Source organism: Kitasatospora sp. NPDC056731 (assembly GCF_040687675.1).
In the GTDB taxonomy this organism is placed as follows: Bacteria; Actinomycetota; Actinomycetes; order Streptomycetales; family Streptomycetaceae; genus Kitasatospora.
On record NZ_JBFBNR010000075.1, the window covers coordinates 1 to 24575 of the forward strand.

The 24575-nt window shown below is 69.7% G+C and carries 20 protein-coding genes and 2 pseudogenes; 12 read left to right on the forward strand and 10 right to left on the reverse strand.

What is annotated here, in order from left to right:
* From AB0R04_RS37455 to AB0R04_RS37470, 4 genes and pseudogenes are all read left to right on the forward strand, one after another.
* Positions 1-165: pseudogene (locus AB0R04_RS37455) on the forward strand (RNA-guided endonuclease TnpB family protein); the annotation flags it as partial.
* A gap of 169 nt (positions 166-334) precedes the next feature.
* The gene (locus AB0R04_RS37460) at positions 335-2104 is read left to right on the forward strand and encodes an MOSC and FAD-binding oxidoreductase domain-containing protein (protein ID WP_363378463.1); all 1770 of its coding nucleotides are present in this window, start codon (positions 335-337) and stop codon (positions 2102-2104) included.
* A 166-nt stretch (positions 2105-2270) separates the two neighbouring features.
* Positions 2271-2966: a type 1 glutamine amidotransferase domain-containing protein gene (locus AB0R04_RS37465; RefSeq protein ID WP_363378465.1), complete on the forward strand. Its 696-nt coding sequence runs from the start codon at positions 2271-2273 to the stop codon at positions 2964-2966.
* A gap of 79 nt (positions 2967-3045) precedes the next feature.
* The gene (locus AB0R04_RS37470) at positions 3046-3432 is read left to right on the forward strand and encodes a nuclear transport factor 2 family protein (protein WP_363378467.1); all 387 of its coding nucleotides are present in this window, start codon (positions 3046-3048) and stop codon (positions 3430-3432) included.
* Between the two features lie 197 nt (positions 3433-3629).
* Here AB0R04_RS37470 and AB0R04_RS37475 read toward each other — a convergent pair whose 3' ends face one another.
* The 3 genes from AB0R04_RS37475 to AB0R04_RS37485 form a co-directional block, all read right to left on the reverse strand.
* On the reverse strand, positions 3630-3848 hold the full coding sequence (locus tag AB0R04_RS37475; protein WP_363378469.1) for a hypothetical protein: 219 nt from the start codon (positions 3846-3848) through the stop codon (positions 3630-3632).
* A 262-nt stretch (positions 3849-4110) separates the two neighbouring features.
* Positions 4111-4488, reverse strand: coding sequence for a DUF4288 domain-containing protein (locus tag AB0R04_RS37480; RefSeq protein WP_363378471.1), 378 nt, complete (start codon positions 4486-4488; stop codon positions 4111-4113).
* Positions 4485-8462 (reverse strand): polymorphic toxin-type HINT domain-containing protein, encoded by a 3978-nt coding sequence (locus tag AB0R04_RS37485; protein ID WP_363378473.1) that lies wholly within the window; start codon positions 8460-8462, stop codon positions 4485-4487. The genes AB0R04_RS37480 and AB0R04_RS37485 overlap by 4 nt, the downstream gene beginning before the upstream one ends.
* Before the next feature lie 502 nt (positions 8463-8964).
* Here AB0R04_RS37485 and AB0R04_RS37490 point away from each other — a divergent pair.
* The 5 genes from AB0R04_RS37490 (at position 8965) to AB0R04_RS37510 (ending at position 14308) form a co-directional block, all read left to right on the forward strand.
* Positions 8965-9486, forward strand: a complete 522-nt coding sequence (locus AB0R04_RS37490; protein ID WP_363378475.1) for a hypothetical protein — start codon at positions 8965-8967, stop codon at positions 9484-9486.
* 89 nt (positions 9487-9575) lie between these two features.
* Positions 9576-11390, forward strand: a complete 1815-nt coding sequence (locus AB0R04_RS37495) for a trypsin-like serine protease (RefSeq protein ID WP_363378477.1) — start codon at positions 9576-9578, stop codon at positions 11388-11390.
* A gap of 102 nt (positions 11391-11492) precedes the next feature.
* A complete protein-coding gene (locus AB0R04_RS37500; RefSeq protein WP_363378479.1) occupies positions 11493-12671 on the forward strand; it encodes an RICIN domain-containing protein in 1179 nt (392 codons plus the stop codon).
* A gap of 398 nt (positions 12672-13069) precedes the next feature.
* Positions 13070-13462, forward strand: coding sequence for a ribosomal protein L7/L12 (locus tag AB0R04_RS37505; protein ID WP_363378481.1), 393 nt, complete (start codon positions 13070-13072; stop codon positions 13460-13462).
* Positions 13463-13867: 405 nt separating this feature from the next.
* On the forward strand, positions 13868-14308 hold the full coding sequence (locus AB0R04_RS37510) for a hypothetical protein (protein WP_363378483.1): 441 nt from the start codon (positions 13868-13870) through the stop codon (positions 14306-14308).
* 91 nt (positions 14309-14399) lie between these two features.
* Here AB0R04_RS37510 and AB0R04_RS37515 read toward each other — a convergent pair whose 3' ends face one another.
* A complete protein-coding gene (locus AB0R04_RS37515) occupies positions 14400-16691 on the reverse strand; it encodes a hypothetical protein (protein ID WP_363378486.1) in 2292 nt (763 codons plus the stop codon).
* Between the two features lie 261 nt (positions 16692-16952).
* On the reverse strand, positions 16953-17426 hold the full coding sequence (locus tag AB0R04_RS37520) for a GNAT family N-acetyltransferase (protein WP_363378488.1): 474 nt from the start codon (positions 17424-17426) through the stop codon (positions 16953-16955).
* 131 nt (positions 17427-17557) lie between these two features.
* Here AB0R04_RS37520 and AB0R04_RS37525 point away from each other — a divergent pair, with 131 nt between their 5' ends.
* Positions 17558-18286: a winged helix-turn-helix domain-containing protein gene (locus AB0R04_RS37525; protein ID WP_363378490.1), complete on the forward strand. Its 729-nt coding sequence runs from the start codon at positions 17558-17560 to the stop codon at positions 18284-18286.
* Positions 18287-18582: 296 nt separating this feature from the next.
* On the opposite strand, the pseudogene AB0R04_RS37530 reads toward AB0R04_RS37525, so the two are convergent.
* Positions 18583-19826 (reverse strand): annotated as a pseudogene (locus AB0R04_RS37530) (RNA-guided endonuclease TnpB family protein).
* Between the two features lie 26 nt (positions 19827-19852).
* Here AB0R04_RS37530 and tnpA point away from each other — a divergent pair.
* Positions 19853-20269 (forward strand): IS200/IS605 family transposase, encoded by a 417-nt coding sequence (gene tnpA / locus AB0R04_RS37535; RefSeq protein WP_363378492.1) that lies wholly within the window; start codon positions 19853-19855, stop codon positions 20267-20269.
* Between the two features lie 537 nt (positions 20270-20806).
* A complete protein-coding gene (locus AB0R04_RS37540; protein ID WP_363378494.1) occupies positions 20807-21712 on the forward strand; it encodes a peptidase in 906 nt (301 codons plus the stop codon).
* 303 nt (positions 21713-22015) lie between these two features.
* Here AB0R04_RS37540 and AB0R04_RS37545 read toward each other — a convergent pair whose 3' ends face one another.
* From AB0R04_RS37545 to AB0R04_RS37560, 4 genes are all read right to left on the reverse strand, one after another.
* Entirely contained in the window at positions 22016-22555 is a 540-nt protein-coding gene (locus AB0R04_RS37545) for a GNAT family N-acetyltransferase (RefSeq protein WP_363378496.1), read from the reverse strand.
* 1050 nt (positions 22556-23605) lie between these two features.
* A complete protein-coding gene (locus AB0R04_RS37550) occupies positions 23606-24031 on the reverse strand; it encodes a hypothetical protein (RefSeq protein ID WP_363378498.1) in 426 nt (141 codons plus the stop codon).
* On the reverse strand, positions 24028-24339 hold the full coding sequence (locus tag AB0R04_RS37555) for a hypothetical protein (protein ID WP_363378500.1): 312 nt from the start codon (positions 24337-24339) through the stop codon (positions 24028-24030). Before AB0R04_RS37555 ends, AB0R04_RS37550 begins: the two co-directional genes overlap by 4 nt.
* Positions 24340-24443: 104 nt before the next feature.
* The gene (locus AB0R04_RS37560; RefSeq protein ID WP_363378502.1) at positions 24444-24563 is read right to left on the reverse strand and encodes a transposase; all 120 of its coding nucleotides are present in this window, start codon (positions 24561-24563) and stop codon (positions 24444-24446) included.
* Positions 24564-24575 lie beyond the last annotated feature (12 nt).

The following is a 24575-nucleotide window of genomic DNA, read 5'->3' on the forward strand; positions in this document are numbered from 1 at the left end:
TGCGGTGCGAGAGCCAAGCACCGTCTTCCGCTTTCCGAGAGAACGTATACGTGCACCGCGTGCGGAGTCTCCTCTCCCAGGGACAAGAACTCCGCTCGGGTGATGCTCGTCCGGGCTGGTCTCGACCCGGCTAGTGCTGATCTTGTAAGCCCTGCCCGTCGCTGACGGCCAGGCGAAGTGAGCTAGGAATCCCCGTCCTCTAGGGCAGGGAGGATGTCAATCTACTCGTCGCCGCGCCCCGGCGCCGCGCAGAGCTCTTCGGGTGCGGTCGGCGGCCGACCGTACGACGCTGGAGGCAGGCACCGGCCTGTCGAGCGCGGGAGGAGCACAGGTCATGGCCGTTCTGATCGCCGTGAACGTCGGCATGCCCAAGGACGTCCCCTGGCAGGGCAGGACCACCCGCACCGGCGTCTGGAAGTACCCCGTCGCCGGGCCCGTGATGGCGCGCCGGCTCAACCTGGACGGCGACGGGCAGGGTGACCTCGCCGGGCACGGCGGCGAGCAACGAGCCGTGCTGGTCTACCAGTTGAGCTCCTACCGACACTGGCAGGAGCACCTGGAGCGGGACGACTTCACGTACGGCCAGTTCGGCGAGAACCTCACCGTGGACGGACTCGCCGACGACGAGGTGTGCATCGGTGACCGCTACGGGATCGGCGGTGCGGTCTTCGAGGTCACCCAACCCCGCGTGACGTGCTACCGCGTGGGGTTGCGGCTCGGCGAGCCGCAGATGGCTGCCCTGCTGGTGTCCCATCGCCGCCCGGGCTTCTACATGCGGGTGCTGTCCGAAGGGCCGGTGCGGGCCGGGGACGAGATCGTGAAGATCGCCTCGGGCCCCGAGGAGATGACCGTCGCGGAGATCGACGCGCTGCTCTACCTGCCCGGCCACGCCCGGCCGCAGCTCGAACGGGCCCTGCGCATCGCCGCGTTGAGCCCCGGCTGGAGGACGTCGCTGCGAGCCCTGCTCGACGACGCGGACCGCGGCCCCGGCGCAGCGGGTGGAAACCGCGGGCTGACCACGAGCAGCCCGCCGCCGGCCTGGCCCGGGTTCCGTCGGCTCGACGTCGCCCGCATCGAGCCGGAGAGCGCGGACATCTTCTCGCTCACTCTGTCGGCGGTCGACGGCGAGCCGCTCCCCGCCGCCCTGCCGGGGCAGTTCCTCACGGTCCGCCTGCGACCGGACCCACAGACCTCCCCGGTCATCCGCAACTACTCGCTCTCCGGCCGACCGGGCGCCGAAACGTACCGCATCAGTGTCAAGCAGGAACCGAACGGCGTCGCCAGCACCTACCTGCGCCAGCACGTGAAGGTAGGTGACACCCTCGATGTCGCCGCTCCGCGCGGCACGTTCCTACTCGCGGACGCGGACACTCCGGTCCTGCTGCTGTCCGCCGGTGTCGGCGCCACCCCGGTCCTGGCCATGCTGCACGCCCTGGCCGCGGAGCACTCGCAGCGCGCGGTGTGGTGGCTGCACGCGGCCCGGAACGGCGAGAACCACCCGTTCGCCGGCGAAGTACGCGCACTGCTCTCCCAGCTGCCCGCAGGCCGTTCGTTCGTCTCCTACAGCCGTCCGGCCGGCGTCGACCGCCCAGGTGTCGACTACACGGTCAGCGGGCGGTTCAGTCCCGAGCGGATCCGCGGCCTGGCACCGCCTCCGGACGCCGACGCCTACATCTGCGGGCCGAACGCGTTCATGCAGGACATGACCGGAGCCCTTCAGACCTGCGGCCTGCCGCCCTCCCGGATCCACACCGAGATCTTCGGGGCCACGTCCGCCATCACCCCCGGCGTGGTGACCGGACCCGCCCGGACACCACACCAGCCGGCCGCTCCTCCCGACGGCCGCCCGGGACCGTCCGTAGCCTTCGCGCGCACCGGGCTGGTCGTCCCCTGGCACCCCGACTACGGGACGCTGCTCGAACTCGCCGAGGCGTGCGACGTGCCCGTGCGCTGGTCCTGCCGCACCGGAATCTGCCACACCTGCGAGACCGCGCTCCTCTCCGGCCACGTCGACTACGCCCCGCAGCCCCTGGAGCCCCCCGCCGCGGGAAGCGCGCTCATCTGCTGCTCGACGCCCCCGGCCGACGTGGTCCTCGACATGTGACCGGATGTGTCCGTAGCCGGGGGCGCCACCGTCGGCGGCGCGATACGTGTGCCAGAGCGCCGACGGAGCACCGGGTTGCGCGCGGTCGGCGCAGCTGCCTAGCGTGGTTGCGTGGGGCATCCCGCCGAACCCGCTCCTGGCATGCGTCCGAGAGGGGATTTCTGCCATGGCAAAAGTGCTTTTCATCGTCAGCGGAGCCACATACTGGGTGTTGAAGGACGGCACGCGGCACGCGACCGGCTACTGGGCCGAGGAGTTCGCGAACCCGTACAAGATCCTCACGGACGCCGGTCACGAGGTCGTCGTCGCGACGCCGAACGGTGTGACGCCGACCGTCGACATGATGAGCCTGCGCCCCGAGATGGTCGGCGGAAACGACAGCGCCCTGGAACTGGAGGCCATCATCCGTTCCGCGGAGGTGCTGCGTCGACCGCTGCAGCTGTCGGACGTGCGCCTGGAGGACTACGACGCGGTCTACCTGCCGGGCGGTCACGGTCCGATGGCGGACCTGGCGTGGGACGCCGACGCGGGGCGGCTGCTGACCCGGCAACTGGCCTCGGGCAAGCCGCTGTTCATCGTCTGCCACGGTCCCGCCGCGATGCTGGCCACCAGGATCCACGGCGAGTCGCCGTTCAAGGGCTACCACATCACCTGCTTCACCGACGAGGAGGAGGACGGCGTCGGACTCGCCTCCAGGGTGCCGTGGCTGCTGGAGACCGACGTGAAGGCGAAGGTCGGGGTCAACTTCAGCCGCGGTCCGGTCTGGGAGCCCTACATGGTCGAGGACCGCAACCTGGTGACCGGACAGAACCCGGCCTCGGCCGCGGTCCTCGGGAACCGGATGCTGGAGATCCTCAAGTGACCAGCCCTGGAGCGATCCCGCCCAGACACGCGCCCGCGTCGCAGGACGTCGGGCACGTGGTGTTCCGAGCGAAAGGGCCATGACGGTGGAAGCGACGGTTGCCCGGGCCCTGCTGGACCGGCACTGGGCCGCATCGAACAGCGGTGACGCGGACGCGGAACACGACATCTACGCCGACGACGTCATCGTCGAATACCCGCAGTCCGGCGAGATCATCCGCGGCAGGAGCAACATCCAGGCACTGCGCACCCAACATCCCGCGGTCCGGACCTTCACCGTGCGCAGGATCCTCGGAACCGGCGACCTCTGGGTCACCGAATTCGTGCTCACCTATGACGGCAAACCCACACAGACCGTGAGCATCATGGAGTTCTCGGCAGGGCGGGTGGTGCGGGAGACGCAGTACTTCGCCGACCCGTTCGACCCGCCGGCCTGGCGATCGCAGTGGGTCGAACCCGGGGAGTGATCCGCCGCTGGTCTGCGGCCGCGACCTCGGACACACCCGAACTCGCCGAGCGCGCCGAGGCAGCGGCGGGTGACGCGGGGGACGCCGGTCAGCGGCGACGGCCACAGTCAGCGCCTCGTTGGGGCAAACGGCGGCCAGTTGCTCCGTTGCCTCCCGCACCGCGATGTCCTTGTCCGCCTCGGTAAACACCGTGCGAGTCACAGCGGCTGCCGCCAGTTGCGGTAGGCGTGCGGGGGCTCGGCGAAGCCTCTGTCGCTGAACGAGTTCGGCAGCGTGCCGCCGAGTGTGCCGAGGAGGAAGTCGCCGAAGCCCGCCTCGAATCGGACCCAGCGTTCCCCCTCGTAACGGGGCTGGCGCTTGAAGACGACGACGTCCCAGCTGTCCGGGTCCTGGCTGTCGCAGAGCCAGAAGAGCACGTCGCCATTGGCACTGCCCGCGAACGGGAGAAGCCGCCCTTCCTCCTCCGAGTCCTCCGAAGCTGTGCCGGTAGGGGCCGTCGGCTCCTCCCTCGGGTCGAGGGTCTCCACGTTCCCGCTGCATCGGGTGGTTGCTCGGGCCCGTGGACATCGCGGACGTGGCGCACAGGATCAGACGAAGACCGTGTCCACGTCCGACACACTCCCGGACGAACGACCCCGTTCGAGACATCATTCGAGGCCGGACCACGAAGAACAAGCTTCAGAGAGTGTTCCAGGGTTTGGACTTTTCCGGATGGAACTCCTGGTCCCACGTGTACGGGGAGGGCTCGATTTCGTCCGACCAGAGGCAAGCGACCTCGATGCCGTCCTCGATCTCGTCCAATTGATCGATCGCCTCGATCTCAACCATGGCGATCCGGGTCATTCCTCCGGCCCCGTTGGGGTACACCTGTTCCTCGCGCCGGCCGATCTCCAGGGCGCGTGGGTGGGCGCTCTCGTAGCTGTCCGCGATGAATAGGTAGACGGACGTCCGCAGGAGCAGCGACTCGCTGCTGGTGGCCAGGTGAGCGAATCTGACGCGGCAGGAGAACCAGGAATCCGATTGGCCGGTGACCGGTCCGATGACGGGTGGGTTCAATTGCATTTTCCCCTGTAGTTGCTGTTTCTGTCGAACCGCTCAGTGACCAGCAGCTTCCTGGCCTGCGAGTCCTTGTCTGTCATCGCCTGCTTGAGGGCATCTGCCACCGTCATGTTCAGGTACTTCTGCCCGATCTCGCTCCGGACGCGGCCCTGCCGGAACTTCGCGATGTAGTCCGCGACCGTCATCGTCCGGTTCCGGACGGCCGGGTTGTCCGCTGGGAGCTTGACCTGCCTGGCGAACTTCTTGTCGTCCGCACTCGGCTCGCCGTCCGCGTTGTGGACGAGAACCGGGGTGCTGCCTGCCAGCACATAGTAGGTGTGGATCTCGTCGACGGTCAGGTTGTACGCCGCCTGGACGGTACTCCAGTGCCGGACGCCGGAGATCCGGACCTGTTGTCCCCGGTCGTTGCGCAGCGAGTCGCCGGTCTCGAGCAGTGCGGCGTCGGTCCAGGTCTTGCGGTTCTCCGACCAGAACGGGTGGTGGTCGGTGGCGGTCACGGTGGTGACCTGACCGGTGCCGTCCACGACCGCCAGTTCGGTGAAGTCGCGGTCATCCGGGGTGTAGATGGTGGCCTTGACCGCGTGGGCTACCGTGCGTCCGAGATCCGGGTCGGTGGCCAGGACCTGGTCGCCTACCCTCACCCGTTCGATCGGCCGGGTCGTTCCGTCCGCCATCAGCACACGGGTGCCGGCCGGGAAACTGTTCCTTCTGAGCAGGCAGGTACCGGGGATCTTGGAGAAGAGCTTCTCCAAGAAGTCCATGACCTTCTTGCCGCCGGGTACCTTCTCGGCCCATTTTGCGAGCTTGGCGACCTCGGCGGCATCCCCGGCCAGCGGGATGGCGCTGGTGCAGGCCAGGATTGCGTTCTCGACATCCTTCTGCAGGGCGTAGATGCCGCAGTTGGCCAGCGCTGCCGGGGTACCCACGCCGGGGGCCATCGAGACGAGGTCCAGCAGGCCGTGGGTGATGTCGAAGGCGAGGTCCTTCAGCCATCCTGAGCTGTCGTCATCGGCCTGCTTGCGGAGTTCGGCCTCCAAAGCGGCGATGTCGTCCTTTTGCTCCTGCTCGTTGTAGGCCTTGATCTCGGCGTCGGCGGCGGCGGCCTCGGCAGCCTGCCGGGCCGCTTCCTTCTCCGCGGTGTCCTTCGCCGTGTAGGTCAGGAAGGCGTTGATCGCAGCCTGGGCGGCCTTCTCCGCATCCTGCCCGGCCGCCTGGGCGTCGGCCTGGGCCTGGGCGGCCGCCGCGTAGGCGCCCTGTGCGGAGGAGTTCGCCATGTCGGCCGAGACCTGGGCTCGCTGTGCCGAGTACGCGGCGGACGCGGCGGAGTGCCGGGCCGAGGTCTCGGCGGCCGTGGCGGTCTTGGCTGATTCGGCGGCCTTCTGCGCGCTGGCGGCGGCTGCGGCGGCCTTGGTGCGGGCGTCGGCCGCGTAGCCGGCGGCCTGGTCGGCGGCGGCCTTGGCCTGTTCTGAGGCGGTTTTGGCGTCGCCGGCCGCGTCCCGGGCGACGGCGGCGGCCTGGACGGCTTCGGCGGCGCTCTGCTGGGCGTAGGCCGTGACGGCCGATGCCTCGACGATCATCCGCTGGATCTCAGCCTGGTAGGTCGCAGCCAGGGCGTCCTTGCGCGCGGCGGTGTACTGTCCGGTGGCGATGAACGCGCGCAGGACCCCGGGCGGCCCTTCGAGCGCTACCTGGGCGGCGGCCTTGACCTCTTTGCCGCCGGACTGGAGCAGAGCTGCAGCCTTGACCTGGTTGTCGGAGAGCTGAGCCTGGTAGCGGCCGTTGTTGAGGAAATCGCGGAGGGCGTTGGCGTTTCCGTTCAGCGCGGCGCGTCCGGCTGCCTGGACGCCGGGGCCGCCCTCGCTGACGATGTTGGCGACGCTGACCTGAAAGTCCGGGACGGCAGCCTGGTATTGACCAGTGGTCAAGAAGAGGCCGACCGCGTTCGCGTCGCCCTTGAGGGCCTCGGTCGCTGCGGCGCGCACGGCCGGTAGTTCGGAGCCGATGGCGAGGCTGGACACCCGGGCTCGGTCGTCGAGGGCAATCGCCTGGCTCCGTGCGGTGCGCACGAAGTCCAGCACGGCCGTGTCATCGCCGGACAGCGCGACCTCTGCGGCCGCGTTCTCCCATGGGCCAGCGATCTTGATCGACATGACGGCGAGCTTGCGCCCGTCGGTGGCGATGCCCGCGGTGTCCGGGTTGGGCCGGGTGAGCGCGGTGGCGAGGCGGTCGGCGTCGTCCTTGACGCGGCGCAGTTGCTGGACGGCCTCGCCGATCGCGGTCTGGTTGTCGTCGTAGGCGGCCTTGGCGGTACGCGCCTTCTCCACTGCGGTGGCGGTCCGGGCCGTACGGTCCTCGTCCTCGGCGCGCTGGGCGAGGTCATGGACCTGGTTGGCCTTGTCGACGGCGTTCTTGGCCGTCTGGGCGGCCGTCACCGCGGCGTCGGCGTGGGCCTTCGCCCGCTCGGCGGCCTGCGCAGCCTCTCCCGCGTGCTGGGCCGCGTCCCGGGCAGCGGCTGCGGCGTTGCGGGCGTGGGTAGCCGCCGAGTCTGCGAGGGCCTTGGCGGCGGCAGCTGCCTGCGCGGCCTCACCGGCCAGCGACCTGGCGGCGGTCGCGGCGCGGGTCGCCTCCTGAGCCTGGCGGCGGGTCGCGGCGGCGGCGGCCTTGGCCCGCGCCGATTGGGCGCTCGCCGCGGAGGCGAAGCCGCCGGCCTGGTCTGCCGACTCTGCGGCCGCCGCAGCGTTGCCGCCCGCGCTGATCGCGGAATCGGCGGCCTGCTGGCTGGCGGCGGCAGCGGCGTTGGCCTGGGTGAGCGAGCCCGCGGCCGTGGCAGCCTCGTTCGCCGCGGTCTCGGCCGCCGTAGCGGCCCGCGCGGCGAGGTCCGCATTGGAACGGTCCAACGCCGCGCCGGCTGCCGCGCTGCGGGCGGCGGTCGCGGCCTGCGCCGCGCCTGCGGCTGCGTAGGCCGCCTGGGAAGCCGCACTGGCGGCCGTCCGGGCAGAGTTGGTCGCGCTGCGGGCGGCCTTCACCGCCCTCTGAGCGGCCTCCGCGGCCCGGCCAGCGGCGTCGGCCGCGCGTCCGGCCGCCGCTCCCGCAGCGTTCGAGTCGTTGCGGGCGGCCTCGGTCTCGGCCGCCGCCTTCGCGGCCGACTCCTTAGCCAGCTGCGAGGCCGCCACCGCCTGCGCGGAGGACTCCTTCGCAGCCTCGGTCTCGCGCACCGCCTGTGCGGAGGCGTCCTTGGCCTGCTGCGTCAACTGCGCGATGGTGGCGCGCTCGGCGTCCCGGGCCTGGGCCACGTGCACGCCCACGGTGAGGAACTCGCGTACGTCGTCGATCGAGCCGTTGATGGCCAGGCGCGCGGCCGCCTGGGTGTTGGGGCCGCCGTCGCTGAGGATCTGGACGAGCTTGACCCGGTCATCGGCCTCGCGTGCGGAGTACTGGCCCTCGTTGAGGAACAGTTGCACGTCGTCGGCCGTGCCGTTCAGCGCTGTCTTCGCGGCCGCCTGCACGCCCGCCCCGGCACCGTTCATCAGCGAGGCGGCCTTCACCTGCTGATCGGCCTTCAGCGGCTCCTGCCAGCCACCCTCCAGGAAGGTGCGCAGCTCGTCCGGCGTGCCGACCAGCGCCTTGCGCGCCGCCTCCCGCACGGCCGCCCCGCCCAGCGTGAAGATCTGCGCGGCGCTGACCTGGTCGTCCTGCACCTGGGCAGCCGACCGACCGTTGTTCAGGAAGTTCTGTACGGCCCCGCCGTCCGAGCTGGTGAGCGCCGTCTCGGCCGCGGACTTGACCGCCGGACCGCCGTCCTTCCAAAACGCCACCACCCGGGCGCGGTCCGTCAGCGGCACCGGCTGCCCGTCGCCGTCGCCCGCCGAGGCGGGGTTCGTCCCCAGCAGCCCCGCGACGAGGGCCAGCGGCAACATCCCCAGCCACACCCGGCTCATGCCCGCCAGTACTCGGCGTCGCCTTCTGCGCATGGCATAACCACCCCACCCCTGCGTCACGAGAAAACCCCCCGGATCTCACTCAGGCCTCGTTCGAGCACGGCCTGGCTATTGGCATTACGTGAAAGAAGAGCACGAATTCATGGGCCCGGTCCACCCCTGGCAGAAATATTTCGAGCGGCCGGAACCAGGGTCCGGAAATGGAGTTCCCCGCTCCAGTCCCCGAGCCGATGACAGGAGTTCCGGATTCACAGAACCGGGGCCCCTGCTCCTGGTGGGACGGGTGAGGTAGGCGGCCAAACCTTGCCGGACATCGGGCCTTATGGGGCGCCATGCACGGATTTCCACACGTGTCGGCGATATTCAGGGTCGAGGCACAATAGTGACCCTTGACTTTCCCTTGATGATCCCCTCAGGGTGGACGGTGCGTTCTTCGCGTCCCGGCGCCCTGAGTTTCCAGGCGAAAACGGACGCATCCTCGATACTTTTGGCATCTGCAGATCTGTCTGCATGATCAGCCCAGAAAGGGAATCGGATGAGCCGCCGCACGCTCAGCCGGCTGACGACTGCCGCTTTTGCCGCCGTTGTCACCTTCACCGCCGTGGCCGCCGCCTCGGCCGACTCCTCCTCCCCCGCCACCCGGCCCGCCGCCGCCCCGGCTGCCGCGGCCGCCGACCCGACCCCGCCGCCGGCGGTCGAGGACTTCAGCTACCCGGGCGCCAGCCCCTTCCCGAGCTTGAAGCTCCTGCGAGGAGACGGCCACATCCTCCTCGCCGACTGCAACACCGCCACCCAGATCCAGCTCTGGAGCCGGGCCGTCCCCAACCCGGCCGGCGGTCCCTCGGTCTGCTTCCGGGTGAACGGCACCGTCGGCCAGCTCACCCTCGAACTGCCGCAGACGTTCCTCATCCAGACCAACGACCGCGCGGTTCGCGCCAACCTCACCGCCGACGGCGTCGCCCAGACCGTGGACATCCCCAAGGGCGGGATCACCGGCGTCGGCGAGGGCGCCGGCCAGAAGTCGACCATGCTCGTCGAACTCCGCGTCACCGGCTGACCCCGCGCCCGTCGGGCCACTGCCGAGCGGGCACCGACCCGTTACAGAGTCACCCACCGGTCGCAACGGCAACGAAGGAACGTCATCCCATGTTTCGCTCACGCTCACGTACCGCCTGGACGACCGGGGCCGTCACGGCCGCCGCCCTGACGGGTGCCCTGCTCACCGGCACGCCCGCGCCCGCCGTCAGCGGTGACACCCCGCCGACCGGCTCCTACGCGTTCACCGCAAGGATCGACATCGGCAACGGCACACGCGCCTGCTCCGGCGCCCTGATCGACCCGTACTGGATCATCACCGCCGCCTCCTGCTTCGCCGACAACCCCGCCCAACCGGCAACCGTCCCCGCCGGCCCACCCGCACTCAAGACCACCGCCACCATCGGCCGCACCGACCCCACCACCACGGGCCAGGTCCGCGACGTCGCCGAACTCGTCCCCCGCACCGACCGCGACCTGGTCATGGCACGCCTGGCCAACCCCGTCACCGAGATCACCCCGCTCGCCCTGTCCGCCGCCGCCCCCGTAGCTGGTGAGGAACTTCGGGTGGCGGGCTACGGCCGCACCAAGACCGAGTGGGTGCCCGACCAGCTCCACAGCGCCGCCTTCACCGTCGGCGCCGTCGACCCGACCGGCCTCGCCATCACCGCCAAGTCCCCCGCGGACGCCGCCGTCTGCAAGGGCGACACCGGCGGCCCCGCACTACGGCCGGTCGGCGACCGCTACGAACTCGCCGCCCTCAACAGCCGCTCCTGGCAGAACGGCTGCCTCGGCTCCACCGAAACCACCCACACTGGCGCCTACGACACCCGCACCGACGACCTCGCCACCTGGATCCAACAGACCACCTCAGCATGGTCCGCTGTGATGGCCAGTCGGACCGGGGGCCGCAACACCGTCTACAACCCGGACACCAAGACCGCAGAGATCTTCACGCTGACCACCGACGGCACCATGACCAACGCCCACTACAACACCGACGGCAAAGACTGGTCCGGCTGGTTCACGATCGGCGCCGGGGGGCACTTCACGGGCACTCCCGCCGTCGTCTACAACCCGGTCACCAATGCCGTTGAGCTCTTCGCGATCGGTACGGACCGATCGCTGTACCGCACCACCTGGACCCGTGCCACCGGTTGGGGATCCTGGACGATGACCGGCGACTGGAAGTTCACCGACAGCCCCACCACCGTCTACAACCCGGACACCAAGACCGCAGAGGTCTTCGCCCTGACCGCCGACGGCACCATGGCCCACATCTACAACACCAACGGCGCCGGCTGGTCCACCTGGTCACTCATCGGCGCCGGGGGGCACTTCACGGGCACTCCCGCCGTCGTCTACAACCCGGTCACCAACGCCCTTGAGCTCTTCGCGATCGGTACGGACCGATCGCTGTACCGCACCACCTGGACCCGTGCCACCGGTTGGGGATCCTGGACGATGACCGGCGACTGGAAGTTCACCGACAGCCCCACCACCGTCTACAACCCGGACACCAAGACCGCAGAGGTCTTCGCCCTGACCGCCGACGGCACCATGGCCCACATCTACAACACCAACGGCGCAGGCTGGTCCACCTGGTCACTCATCGGCCCCAGCGACTGGAAGTTCGCCGGTACCCCCGCAGTCCTGTACAACCCGATCACCAACGCCCTCGAACTCTTCGCGACCGGCACGGACCGATCGCTGTACCGCACCACCTGGACCCGAACCAAAGGCTGGGAAGCCTGGACGATGACCGGCGGCTGGAAGTTCAGCGGCAGCCCCACCACCGTCTACAACCCGGACACCAAGACCGCAGAGGTCTTCGCCCGCATCACCGGCCTCATGGCCCACGCATCCAACGCCAACGGCGCAGGCTGGTCCGACTGGTCCATCATGGTCCGCCGGGCACCCAAGTGACCGTAGCCGACCACCCGAGGGCCCTGTACCCCTCAGCCCGTGTCCGCAGTTCCTCGACCGTCGAGGCTCACACGCCGTCAAGGCCGGCAGGGGGAGATCCTGATGTTTCGCTCACGCTCACGTACTGTCTGGACGACCGGGGCCGTCACCGCCGCCGTCCTCACCAGTGCCCTGCTCACCGGCACGCCCGCGCCCGCCGTCAGCGGTGACATCGCGCCGACCGGCTCCTACGCGTTCACCGCCAAGATCGACATCGGCGATGGCAGACGCGCCTGCAGCGGCGCCCTGATCGACCCGTTCTGGGTCGTCACCGCCGCCTCCTGCTTCGCCGACAACCCCGACCAGCCGACGGCCCTGCCCGCCGGCGCGCCCGCACTCAAGACCACCGTCACCGTCGGTCGCCCTGACGCCACCACGGCGGGCCAGGTCCGCGACGTCGTCGAACTCGTCCCCCGCGCGGACCGCGACCTGGTCATGGCACGCCTGGCCAACCCGGTCACCGACATCACCCCGCTCGCCCTGTCCACCACCGCCCCCACCGCCGGTGAGGAACTACGGGTGGCGGGCTACGGCCGCACCAAGACCGAGTGGGTGCCCGACCAGCTCCACAGCGCAGCCTTCACCGTCGGCGCCATCGACCCGACCGGCCTCGCCATCACCGCCAAAACCCCCGCGGACGCCGCCGTCTGCAAGGGCGACACCGGCGGCCCCGCACTACGGCCGGTCGGCGACCACTACGAACTCGCCGCCCTCAACAGCCGCTCCTGGCAGAACAACTGCCTCGGCTCCACCGAAACCACCCACACCGGCGCCTACAACACCCGCACCGACGACCTCACCACCTGGATCCAACAGATCCGCGTCGTTGACTGGAAGACCCCACTCGTCAACACCAACAGCGGCAAGTGCCTGGAGATCGACAACTCCCTCATGACCGACGGCGCCCTCGCCCAGCAGTGGACCTGCCACAGCCTGCCCACCGCCCGCTGGATCTTCCACTGGGCCGGCGACGGCTGGGAGGTACGCAACTCCAACAGCGGCAAGGCCCTGGAGATCGAGAACTCCCTCGTCGCCGAAGGCGCCCGCGCCCAACAGTGGACCTTCTACGGCCTCCCCACCCAGAAATGGGACCTCGTCAAGGCCGCCGGCGGCTACGCCCTGAAGAACCGCAACAGCGGCAAGGTCCTGGAGATCGACGACTCGCTCAAGACCGACGGCGCCCATGCCCAGCAGTGGACCTTCTACAACATCCCCACCCAGAAATGGTCCTTCTCGTACTGACCCCCGGAAACGTCCAGTGCGGCGGTCCCCACCACCTGATGGGAACCGCCGCACCGCGTCGAACCCACCGGCGCGCCCGCCCTCCTCCACAACCCCGTCACCAACAGCCTCAAGGTCTTCGCCGCCGGCACCGACGTCTCCGTTCTCTCCGGCGACCTTGAACCGGGCCACCGACTGGGGGCCTGGACGATGACCGACGGATGGGCATTCCGCAGTTCTCCCTACACGGTCTACAACACGGCCACCAGAACGGCAGAGGCCTTCAACCAAGGTACCGACGGCACCACGGCCGGGTGTCGGGGTCTGACGGCGCGGCCGGTGTGGAAAACCTGTGGCCGGGCGCGGGCCCGGGCGGTTGACTGGCAGCGGACACGACACTGACCGACCAAGGGGGGTTCGTGGAGGATCCGCAGTTCACGATCGTGGTGAGCGGTGGCTCGCCTGGCGGGGCGACGGCCCTGAAGGCGGTACGCGCGGTCACCGGCCTGAGTCTGTGGTACAGCAAGCAGCTCCTGGACAGCGCACCTGCCACCGTACGGGAAGACGTTCCGTTCGAGATCGCCGCCCCCGCAGCCCGCCAGCTGCGCCAGGCCGGCGTGCCCGCCTCCGTCCGGTGCGACTGGTGCCGACGCGCCCTGCCCGACGACGGTACCCCCGTCGACCCCGGGCCCTGCACCTCCTGGGCCTGGCCCACCGCCCACTGCCAGGCCAACTCCCTCACCACCTGCGACTGCGGCTACTGCACCGCCTACGGCCCCCTTCCCGGGCACACCGCCCACCACGGCACCTGAACCCCTGTCACCTGCACACAAGCCAGGCACATCGGGGCGGCGGTGGCCTACGGTCCTCGCTGTCGCAGCGCAACGAGACGGGGTAGGACGGGAGCCAGGCCGGATTGCGAGGCCGACGGGCTATCTGGCGGCGGCCGCGTGCATGTCGTCGCCGAGGCCCGGGCCCGCGGCAAGAGCTGCGGGCCGCGCGGGCGGAGGACGGGTCCAGCGGCGCCGCAGAGGTCAGGTGGAGTGACTCCACGACCTGAGTCAACCTCCTTGCCAGTTGGTATTGATGATGTATTGTCAGGTCAGTTTTGCAGGTCACGGCGGTGACGCTGCCGGTGGTGCCGGTCCCGGCGTATCACCCCGGGAAGGACTCCGGGATCGACCGCCGTCTGGCCGGTCCGTACCGTCGTCATCGGTGTGACACCGGTGATCGGCATTGGGAGGGGCATCATGAACGGCAGGATCGTGACTCTGCTCGGCGTACCCGTACTGCTCGCGGGGGCGGTGCTCGCAGCGGCCCCGGCGCACGCCGGCACCGGGGTGCGGGTCGACGGCGCGACCGTTTCCGGTGGCGCCTCGGCGACGGTGAACGTCACCATCGCGTACTCCTGCGACGCCGGCGGTTTCGTCGCGTCCGCGACCGTGACCGCCGAGGACCGTACGTCCGGCGCCCTTGGCTACGCCCGTTTCACCCCGAACTGCACGGGCGCGAACGTCGAAGCGACCGTCCCGGTCACGACTTTGAACCAGAGCCGCTACGTCGCGGGTGACACGGCGGCCGTGCGGGCCTCATTGCTCGACGCGACCGACACCGAGGTGGTCGGGAGCATCACCCGGCTCACCGTCGGTACCGCGTAGCCGGGCCGGCTGCGGGCGGCGGCCCGCACGGGCCGGGGAGCGCTCGTGCGGGCCGCCGCCGCGGTACGGGGTGCGAGGTGCGCGGTGCGGGCTACTTCTTGGCCGGTGCCTTCGGGACGGCGTTGTACGGGTTGTGGTGGTGGTCGCCGATGTGCAGCTGCTCCTCCGGCGCGCCGGCGAGCTTCGGCAGGACGTGGGTGCCGGTCGGGTCGGTGATGACGATGGCGTCGCCGTTGCGGCGCACGTCGTGCGGGGAGCCCTTGGCGTAGGAGGCGAGCTCCGCGCCCGGGCCGGTGGGGGTCGAGTCGGCCACCGTACCGAACACGTTCGTGGGCAGCGTGAGTGCGGTCGCCGTCGCGCCGAGCGTGGTGTTCGCGGACTGCTCGCCGCCGTACGCGGCGCCGAAGGTGGCGCCGCCGGTGACGGTGGTGCCGGCGGGCACGGTGACCGGCACGGCGGTGCCGGAGGTCCCCTGGAGGGTGACCACGCCGCCCTGGACGTAGCCGGTGGCCGAGCCCGTGTTCTGGGCCTGCTGCCAGCCGGCCTGTTGCTGGAGGACCGTCCCGGAGTCGGTGAGGGTCTGGTTGATCACCGGGGTGTCCGCGGTGAACCAGGTGCGGTAGGTGGACAGGATGCCGGTGAGGGTCTGCAGGGCCAGCTTGTCGTCGGTCAGGTTGGACTGGTGCATGAAGAAGGGCCGCGGGTCGTTGGACAGCACGTACCCGAGGGTGATCCTGACCTGCAGCGGCAGGACGTAGCTCGACCAGGCGGTGGTCGGGTCCAGCGGTGCGATGCAGGTCGTGGTGGCCGGGTTGGCCTCGCAGTTGCCGCTGCCGCCGTTCGCCTTGGAGGTGTAGAGCCAGTTGTACTCGCTCACCTCGTCGGCCTGGGTGGAGACGTTGTAGAACACGTTGACCGGGTGGCGCGGGGTACCGAGCGCGGAGGCGATCTGACGCTGCCCGCTCTCGCGGGAGGCGTCGACGCCGAGCCACTGGATGTTGTCGGCGCTCAGCGCGGCCAGGAAGTTCGGGTTGTCGTCGGGCTGCTGCGGCAGCATCACGGTGCCGGAGTGTTCGCCCGCGACCAGCTCGTTCGGCCGGAACGGGAGGCCGTTGGCCTGGGCGAACTGGATGTTCTGGGTGATCTGGGAGCTGATGGTGGCCTGGTCGACGTATTCGATGGCCCCGGTGGCGTCGGTCTGGCACCGCCAGGGGATCACCGAGAAGTCCTGCACGCAGCCCAGGAACGGGTGGTCGTAGGTGTGGTTGACCCACCGGAAGCTGTTCTTGTTCGCCAGCAGCGCGTCGCTCAGCGGGTCGTCGCCGCCCTGCTCCTGCTGGTACTCGACACCCGGGCCCGCGTTGAACAGGAAGTCCAGGGTGTAGCCGTTCTGCTGCTGCCAGTTCACCGTGTCGGTGACGTCGGAGGCGGCCATCCGGATGGGCGTGGTGTCCGGTACGCCGGCGGCGCAGTCGCCTTCGCCCGGGGTGCACTTGCCGCTCTGGCTCCAACGGGAGTTGGCGTTGAACAGGTCGTCGATGTGTGCCGAGAAGTAGTTGCGCCAGTAGCCCAGGTGGACGCCCCGCGTCACCCAGTCGACGATCCCGTGCGCGAGCAGCCGGAACTGCTGCTGGTCGTAGTTGTACGCGAAGGTGAGGACCAACTGCTGGCGGCCGCCGCTGGTGTAGACGCCCGCGAGCACGCCCTGCGTCGAGGTGCCGGGCACCGTCTCGGTGAGGAACGGTTCGAAGTGCGAGCCGGTGGCCGGGTTGTCGGGCACCGGCGTGGCCAGCGCGCCGTACGAGCCGCTGCCGCCCGCGGTGCCCTCGAACGGCACCGGGCCGTTGAGGTAGCGGAAGGCGTCGGCCCGGGCGGAGGAGGACGCGGTGGCGGTGGTCGCGTCGAGCGAACCGGTCCACGCGGGCGTGCTCAGACCGGTGTTGGCGCCCGGCCACACGTAGGAGTCGACCTGTCGGACGTGGTAGGCCTGCTCGTAGCCGGTGAGGGCGGAGAGTTCGGCGGCGGAGAGCTGGCTCGGCGCGTCGTTGGGCAGGACGACGCCCTCGAAGTGGCCGTGCGGTGTGCCGTCGGCCAGGGCGTCGGCGAGGAAGGACGCCGTGAGGGTGGCACGGTTGCTGCTGGTGAGGTCGACCACGGTGGTCGGCACGCCCTCGGAGACCAGTTGCTTGTGGATGCCCTCGACCCACGGGTTGCCGTCGGTGACGACGAGGACGTTCAGGTCGACCCGGGAGGTCGCGGCCGCAGCCGGGACGACCGTACCGAGGGATATCACCGCGCCGGCCACGACCAGCGCGATCAGCGGCAGCGCGCGGAACGGCGTCCGGCCCGCGCGCGGGGCAGGACGGGGTTTCAGGAGTCTCATGGCGCCCACCCTGGCGCAGCGGGCGGTCGCTACGGCCGCGTTCCGCCAGACCTTGACCGATCGATGGCGGGGTTTTTGGAAACGGTTCTCGTTTCGGAAGCCTCCCCGTAACCGGCCTGCGCACCTGCGGCCCGGTCGCCGCTCTGCCGGCCGCGGGGGCCCAGCCCGTCGGCCGCTCGGGCAGGGGCCGCATGCTCACCCGCTACTGCGGTCCTTGAGGAGCGGGCAGAAGATGGCATGCAGCACCGCGGTGCTGCGGATTCAGGGGGCTGTCGGCGGGTCGAGGTCCTTGGTCATGAAGACCCTGCTGGTGCCCGGCGGGTCGCACGGGACTTCGCCCAGTCGTCGCCAACCGTGCTTCGCGTAGAAGCCGGGAGCCTGGAAGCTGATCGTGTACAGCACCGCCGTGCGGCAGCCGCGTGCGCGGGCTTCGCTTTCGGCCCGGCGCAGGATCTCATTGCCCAGGCCACCATGGCGCAACTCGGCTGGCAGGAAGAACAGGTCGAGGAAGAACAGCCCGAGTGAGGTGCGACCGGTCAGACCACCGATCACCTGGGAGGTTACGCAGTCACGTACCAGGACGGCCAGCGGGCGGCGGTCGTCGACGGCCGTCGAGTCGGTGTTGAACCGGTCCAGGGCGTCGGAGATGAGCGATACGTCGGTGGGCTTCGGGGCGTCGGTGACTGTGAGGCCGATGCCGGGGAGGTTCGATGGCGTGCTGTCGGTGGCGGGCATGAGGCTCCCAGGGCGGTTGGCGGACGGTGTGCGGGCGTAGGGCGCAGGGCGCGGTGGCCTCGGCCGGTACGGGACGTTAGGGCGCGGACGCTTCGGCCGAGCCCGAAGCGAGATCGACGACACTCGGGGACATGGACCATCAGCGCGAGGGCCGGGACGTCGGCGTGGACCTGGCCGCCGTGGCCAGGCTGCTGGCCGACGGCACCAGGGCGGACTTCTGCCTGGCCCTGCTGGACGGCCGGGCCTGGACGGCCACGGAACTGGCCCGCCGTGCCGGTGTCACGACCTCGTCCGCGACCGAGCACCTGAACGTGCTCGTGCGTGGCGGACTCCTCGTCGAGGAACGCCACGGACGCCACCGTTACCTGCGGATGGCCGACCCGCGCGTGATGGCCCTGATCGAGAGCCTCGCCGCACTCGCGCCGCGCCACACCCCCAGGCCGCGTTCACTGTCGGGCTCAGGGCGACAGCGGGCCCTGGCCCGCGCGCGGCTCTGCTACGACCACCTGGCCGGAGAACTGGGCCTGGCCGTCACCGACTCGATGGCCGGCCGCGGCCTGTTGGAGTGGGGAGCCGATCCGTCGCTCACCGCCGAAGGGGCGGCCTGGCTCCACGACCTGGGCATCGCACTGCCCGACGCCTCCCGCAGACCGCTGGTACGCGCCTGCCTGGACTGGACCGAACGGCGCCCGCACCTGGGCGGGGCCGTCGGCACCGCCATCTGCGGGCACGCCCTGGCCGCCGGGTGGCTGACCACCCGCGCCCTCGCCCTCACGGATCTGGGCAGACACGAACTGCGCGACCACCTCGGACCGCCTGCGACCACCGAGCTGCCGCCCTGGGACCGCGAGGCGGATTAGCGGCCCTGGGATGAACGGTCCCGATGCTGGTGGGACCGTGACGGTGAAAGGGCCGCACGGGTTGGGTGAGTTGTGACGCCTGTTCTCCGACCGCTCCGCACGACGCCCGGCCCGCCGCAGCCGGACAAGCACCGGACTCGTCCTCGCCCGCGACGCCGTTTGCTGCTCACCCACCGGTCGAACCGCCAGCAGTCACGCCCCGACCCCGATTTCACCCAGGGCCGTTACTGCATGACTTTCCGGCACGGGTGCTCGAAGGAGAGCGGGCAGTAGTAGAGCTGCATGTTTTGACATCCTCAACCGGTCTGAAGGCCGGTGATTCCCTCCACGCTGCGCGTGGAACACGCGGCGTCCGGGTGGGTTCCTGCTTCACCGCGCGGTGCCGGGACGAGTCCTGGTCTTACAGTATCTGCGCTCCAAAGGCTGAGACCGCAAGTCCTGCGGCCTTGGCTATGTTCCGGGCGGCGTTCACGTCCCTGTCGTGGACGGTCCCGCAGTCCCCGCATGTCCACTCGCGGACGTGCAGGAGCTTGGGGCCGTCCTTGATCCCGCAATGCGAGCAGACCTGAGAGGTCGGCTCGAACCGTCCGATGCGGATGAACTCGCGCCCCGCTCGGCCGGCCTTGTATCCCAGCATGTTCAGGAACGCGGACCATCCGGCGTCGTGCACCGACTTGGCGAGGCGCGTGCGCGCGAGTCCCTTGACCGACAGTGTCTCGACCGCGAGCGCTTGGTTCTCGCGCACGAGGGAAGTCGAGAGCTGGTGGTGGAACTCGCGCCGGGCGTCAGCCACGCGGGCATGTGCCCGTGCGACCTTGACCCGCTGCTTGTCGCGGTTGTTGCTGCCCTCGGCCTTGCGGGACAGGGCCTGCTGCGCGCGCTTGAGTTTCTTCTCGGCACGGCGCAGGAACTTCGGTGATTCGATCTTCCGGCCGTCGGACAGGACCGCGAAGTGCGTCAGCCCGAGGTCGACACCCACCGCCTGGCCTGTCTCCGGCAGCAGGTCGGGGTCGGTCTCCACGACGAAGCTCGCGAAGTACCTTCCGGCGGCGTCCTTGAGCACGGTCACGGTGGACGGGGTGGACGGCAGCACACGGGACCAGCGGACCGGCACGGGGCCGATCTTCGGCAGGTTCAGCTTGCCGCCCGGTGTAATCGACCATCGGGCGTTCGCGGTGAACCGCACCGCCTGCCGGTTGTCCTTGCGGGACTTGAACCGGGGCGGTTTGATCTTCGGACCCTTGCGGGTGCCCTTGAGGGAGGCGAAGAAGTTTCCGTACGCGGTCTCCAGATCCCGCAGGGACTGTTGCAGCACCACGGCGGACACCTCGCCCAACCAGGCGCGTTCCGGGGTCTTCTTCGCCTCCGTCAGCCGCTTGGACAGCTCGGCGGCCTTCGGAAACGGCAGCCCGGCAGCTCGCGCGTCCTCACGTTCCCGAAGGGCATCGTTGAAGACGACGCGGGCGCACCCGAACGCCTGGGCCAGAGAGGAACGCTGACCAGCCGTCGGGTACAGGCGGAAGCTGTACCGAAGCTGCACAATCGACACAGTACTGCAGTTGGTTTATGGCTGAGCATCAGGAGATCCGTACAGGCAGGCACTGCGTATTCGCGCTTCACGCGCACTTGGTTTTCGTGACGAAATTCCGGCACAAGGTGTTCAACGACGCCCATCTTCGACGGGTGGAGGAGATCATGCGGGCGGTCGCCGAAGACTTCGAGTGCGAGATCGTGGAGTTCAACGGTGAGAACAACCACGTCCACCTGCTGGTGAACTTCCCCCCGAAGGTCGCCCTGTCCAAGCTGGTCAACAGCCTCAAGGGCGTCAGCTCACGCCGGATGCGCCAGGAGTATCCCGAACTGGTCCGCCACTACTGGCGCGCACAGAAGCCGTGGTCCGGCTCGTACTTCGCGGGGTCGGTCGGCGGAGCACCGATCAGCGTGCTCCGCCAGTACATCGAGCAGCAGAACCGCCCGGCCTAGAACCTGCACGGAACGCACTCCGGCGCTCCGCGCCCACGGGCCAAGGATTCGCTTCACCACCGGACTAAAGCCCGATGCACTGCGAAAGTCTCGGTAGCTCCGCCCGATCTGGATGCCGATGTCGCCGTCCGCGTCGCGGTCCTCGACCGGGTCCCAGCCGCTGCCGTCCAGAACGCCGGAAGCGATCGTCAGCAGCGGCACCATGGCGGATTCGCAAGCGGTGCACCGGATCACCGACGGATCGCGGAAGCTCCACGGCCCCCAGCCACCGACCTTCCACCCAGGGGCGACCGACAGCTCGTACTGGTAGTAGGCCCGGAACTCCTCGGCGTACCGGTACCTCGGATCGGTGCCGGTGGGGTGTTCTGCCAGCGGTCGCAGGGGCGGCATCGGCGGGCCGAGGGCAGTGATCACGGCGTTGGCCGCGGTCGCCGGCGCCGGTCGCCGCGCCGGTCATTGACACGTTGTTGACTCGTTGTTGACATGCCGCTTCCAAGCTGACGGGACAGCACACCCCACAGCAAAGGAAGGACACCCATGCGCATGCGCGGTCTCCTCGCAGCAGTCGTGGCATCGGTGGCGGCCCTCGGCATGGCCGTGCCGGCCTCGTCCGCCGCACCGGCCACGGGCGCCAAGCCGATCGAGCGGGTCAGCGGCAAGAGCCACGTCGTGATCAACCCGGCGAACGCCGGCCGTACGAGCTGGACGCCTGAGAAGGAGAGCTCCCTCGACGGCCGACCGCTGACGATCCACGCCACCGAGCCGACCGTCAGCCCGAAGGCCGGCGCCAAGGCCAACGCCGACGCGATGGCCGGCGCCAAGGCCAGCGTCTGGGTCACCACGGGGCGGCTGCTCACCGGGGGCGGCGTGTGCACCGCCAACGTCGTCTCCAGCGCCAACCGCGATGTCATCGCCACCGCCCGGCACTGCGTGGAGGGCGGGCACGACTTCAAGTTCGCTCCCGGCTACGACGCGGGGAACGCCCCCTACGGCTGGTGGACCTGGCGGTCGGCCGGCTGGGTCGACGCCCCCGCTCCGCAGGGCGACATCGCCTTCATCGTGCTGAACACGCTGAACGGCCGCCACATCGCGGATGTCGTCGGGGCCACCGGGATCGGGTTCAACCGGGACATCAACAACTACGCCCACATCATCGGCATCCCCGGAGTGGTCCCCGCCGAGCGGGAGCACATGCTCTGGTGCGGCGGCCAGCCGGTGGCCGGCCCCGAGCAGCCGCCCACCGCGCGGATCGACAACTGCATCGGACTGGGCGGAGGAGCCAGCGGCGGGCCGCTCATCGTGAACTACGACCAGAACGACGGCTCGGCCGTGCAGACCGGCGACTTCGTCACGGGCAACAGCTGGCAGGACAAGTGGTGGGCGGTGAGCGCCTACTACCGCGACGACGCCTACAACGTCTTCAACGGGGCGCAGAACGCCTGATCGCACGCGCGGTACCGGTCCCCCGCCCCGGTACTCCAGCCGGACCTCGATGCCGAGCCCGCTGGAGTACCGGGACAGGGGGCCGGCGCTGCTCCGCGCCAGTTCGTGGGCGGCGCGTCCGTCGCGACGGCCACTACCGACACGCGCGCGCCGGGCCCACGCCCGCCTGGACGCGCGAGAAGCGCCCCTCTCCGACACGAGAGAACGACAGGTGCGCCGACTCCTGACGGCGTCTGGCCGAGAACCCACAGGTCCCTCCCGCGCGCAGGTGCGCGGGTGCTCCCCGGCGGTTGCGTCGCAGGCTCAATCGGACGGCGTGGCCGGGGAGCGCATGCCGAGCCACTGCTCGGCGCCCCAGGCCTCGAACCGCTCCACCTCGGTGAACCCCAGCTTCGCCGCCAGACGCATCGAGCCGACGTTGGCGCTCTGGGTGGTGAGCACCACCGGCTCGCCGGGAAGCGCGCCGGCGAGCCAGTCGAGTGCCGCCGCGCAGGCCTCGGCGGCGTACCCGAGTCCCCACGCCCGCGGCAGGAACAGGTAGCCGAGATCGACCTTCCCCGCGGCGGCCAGACGGCGGTGCCCCGTCGCCCTCCTGAGCAGGATCTGGCCGATCATCGATCCGTCGAGCTCGACGACGAAACTCCCGGGCCACCGCTCGGGCGCCCCGGGCATCTCGCGCTCGAGCTCGTCACGCGGCCGGGGGCCACCGAGGTAGGCGTGCACCTCCGGCGAGGCGAGCAGCTCGATGAACGCCGCACGGTCCCGGACCTCGGACTCACGGAGCACGAGCCTCCCGGTCCTGACCGGCTCAGGCGGCCAAACCACAGCTCCCAGATCTTCCATTCGCGCACGCTAACAGGTGGTCAACCCAACCGGCCCAGCACCCCGGGACACAGCGCCCCAGGGCGGCGGGCACCGCCGGAACAGCTGGCGGCAGGCCGGCGAGTTCCTCGCCAGCGACCTCACCGAGTAGTCCCTCAGCATCGACAACCCCTTCGACGATGGATTTGAGCAACCGACGACACCTTCCATCCCTCTCCACCACGGTGGAAGAGACCTCTCCACCCGGGGCACACAACAGGCCAACACTGCATCGCCCCTGACTCGGTGAAGGAACGCTGTCACACGCGGGACGAGCAGCCCCCGCCGTCGTTGAGGAGAGAGAGGCTTCAGGTGGACAAACGCAACCGAACCCTGCCCCTGGCCGGGACCGCCGGTGTCATCTCACCGGTCCTCCTGCTCCACAACCACACCCCTTGGTGGGCGATCCTGCTCCTTGCCGCACCTGCCGGGGCCTGGACCGTACTCAACGCCGCCTTCCCCCAGGCCTCACACGACCGACTGGAATGGTGGCGCGACCGCCGTCGCCACCAGCGCCTGCGAACAGCCCAACGGGCCTGCGCCCTCGGAAACCCGGCGCCGAACGGAGCAGCAGCCGGACTGGCTTCGTCTCACAAGCCCCCTGCGGTGACGGCACCGACATGCGGGACAGGAAATCTTCCTGTCCTGGAGCCCTGAACGGGGTTACCCGGACGGGAACACGCCGAAGAATTTCCGGTCCTGACGGAACCGAAGGAGTCGACAGGGACGGCGGGCCTCACGGAATCCGGCAACACCGAACCCGCCGACGCTGTGCTCCCCCACGCCATCGACACGGACACGATCCACACCGGCCCCGGTCCGGACCGGAGCGCGGAGACAGGGAAGCCAGTGAGTGCGCACACGGCGAGGTGGCGTCGGTGCCGTCATCAGACCCAGCGTCGGCCTACGGCCTTCGCTCTCCTCAGCTGCGTACATTTGAACGCCCCCTGACCTGTGCCAGGGAACCTGGACCGCGTGTCACCGAAGGTGGGCCGACGGCGGTTTGCGCCAGTGGTGACGGACCACCGCAGGTCAGTTGTTCTGTCGCAGGAGTGAGAGTCGCCGTTGGGCCTCGTCGCGAACCCCTGAATCTGCGTCCGACGTCAGCGTCTTGAGTTGACGGATGAGCTCGGTCATGCCGTTGCCGGTCATCCAGCGCGGGTCACAGTCGAGCTCTGCGCTGAGCTGGTCAGCGGTTCCCTGGTTGGTCGCGTTGGCTAGGGCGGCGAGCACGGCGCGTAGACCCGGTAGGTCCTCACGTGCCAACAAGGCCACGGCTGTCTCCGAGGTCACTCCGGTGTCTTGAACATCGAGCAAAAGGCGGTGGAGGACTTCGGCGACGTCCTCGATATGAGGTACTGCCGCCAGCCGACGCCCTGCAGCGGCCCTGACGCTCCATGAGGGAGAGTCCGCGGCAACGAGCGAATCAATCGGCTCTCGATCCTGGAGATCGTTCATGTCACCAGCGTGCCAGGAGACGTCTCGACTGTGCAGGACTCTTCCTCGACCAAGCCGCAGGTGAAGGGGAACGCCTCCAAGAACTCCCGCCGACTGGGCTCGGGCTCCACTTCGGCCAGACTCCTGAGCACCACCAGGAACCTGTCGAGCTGTTCGGACGGCAGGCCCTTGAGCACCGAGGCCACGCTCTCCAGCATCCTCACCGCGGAGTCGGGATCCACTTCACCGTCGTCGCAGCTGTCGAGGAACCAGACGCTGTCGACGACCAGCCCGGCAAGGACAGGTACCAGCGGGTCTATGTCTGCCATCACCTGATCTTCGCGGGGAATCCCGGTCTTCAGGCCGGGAGGGAATGCGATCCCTGGCACGGAGGCGCGGAGCGCCGTAGGTCCCTGCGTTTGCGTGGTGACGGTCAGGTGGGCCGCTTCTGGTTCTCGATGTAGTCCTTGACGATGCGCAGCGGTGCGCCGCCGCAGGACCCGGCGAAGTACGAGGGGGCCCAGAACGCGGACCCCGTGCCGATGCGGTTGATGCGCCCGGTGTA

Excerpts from the sequence above, each read along its gene's own strand:
- AB0R04_RS37460 (WP_363378463.1), top strand. The coding sequence starts at position 335 with ATGGCCGTTCTGATCGCCGTGAACGTCGGCATGCCCAAGGACGTCCCC.
- AB0R04_RS37465 (WP_363378465.1), top strand. The coding sequence starts at position 2,271 with ATGGCAAAAGTGCTTTTCATCGTCAGCGGAGCCACATACTGGGTGTTG.
- AB0R04_RS37470 (WP_363378467.1), top strand. The coding sequence starts at position 3,046 with ATGACGGTGGAAGCGACGGTTGCCCGGGCCCTGCTGGACCGGCACTGG.
- AB0R04_RS37485 (WP_363378473.1), bottom strand. The coding sequence starts at position 8,462 with ATGCGCAGAAGGCGACGCCGAGTACTGGCGGGCATGAGCCGGGTGTGG.
- AB0R04_RS37490 (WP_363378475.1), top strand. The coding sequence starts at position 8,965 with ATGAGCCGCCGCACGCTCAGCCGGCTGACGACTGCCGCTTTTGCCGCC.
- AB0R04_RS37495 (WP_363378477.1), top strand. The coding sequence starts at position 9,576 with ATGTTTCGCTCACGCTCACGTACCGCCTGGACGACCGGGGCCGTCACG.
- AB0R04_RS37500 (WP_363378479.1), top strand. The coding sequence starts at position 11,493 with ATGTTTCGCTCACGCTCACGTACTGTCTGGACGACCGGGGCCGTCACC.
- AB0R04_RS37515 (WP_363378486.1), bottom strand. The coding sequence starts at position 16,691 with ATGAGACTCCTGAAACCCCGTCCTGCCCCGCGCGCGGGCCGGACGCCG.
- AB0R04_RS37520 (WP_363378488.1), bottom strand. The coding sequence starts at position 17,426 with ATGCCCGCCACCGACAGCACGCCATCGAACCTCCCCGGCATCGGCCTC.
- AB0R04_RS37525 (WP_363378490.1), top strand. The coding sequence starts at position 17,558 with ATGGACCATCAGCGCGAGGGCCGGGACGTCGGCGTGGACCTGGCCGCC.
- tnpA (WP_363378492.1), top strand. The coding sequence starts at position 19,853 with ATGGCTGAGCATCAGGAGATCCGTACAGGCAGGCACTGCGTATTCGCG.
- AB0R04_RS37540 (WP_363378494.1), top strand. The coding sequence starts at position 20,807 with ATGCGCATGCGCGGTCTCCTCGCAGCAGTCGTGGCATCGGTGGCGGCC.
- AB0R04_RS37545 (WP_363378496.1), bottom strand. The coding sequence starts at position 22,555 with ATGGAAGATCTGGGAGCTGTGGTTTGGCCGCCTGAGCCGGTCAGGACC.
- AB0R04_RS37550 (WP_363378498.1), bottom strand. The coding sequence starts at position 24,031 with ATGAACGATCTCCAGGATCGAGAGCCGATTGATTCGCTCGTTGCCGCG.
- AB0R04_RS37555 (WP_363378500.1), bottom strand. The coding sequence starts at position 24,339 with ATGGCAGACATAGACCCGCTGGTACCTGTCCTTGCCGGGCTGGTCGTC.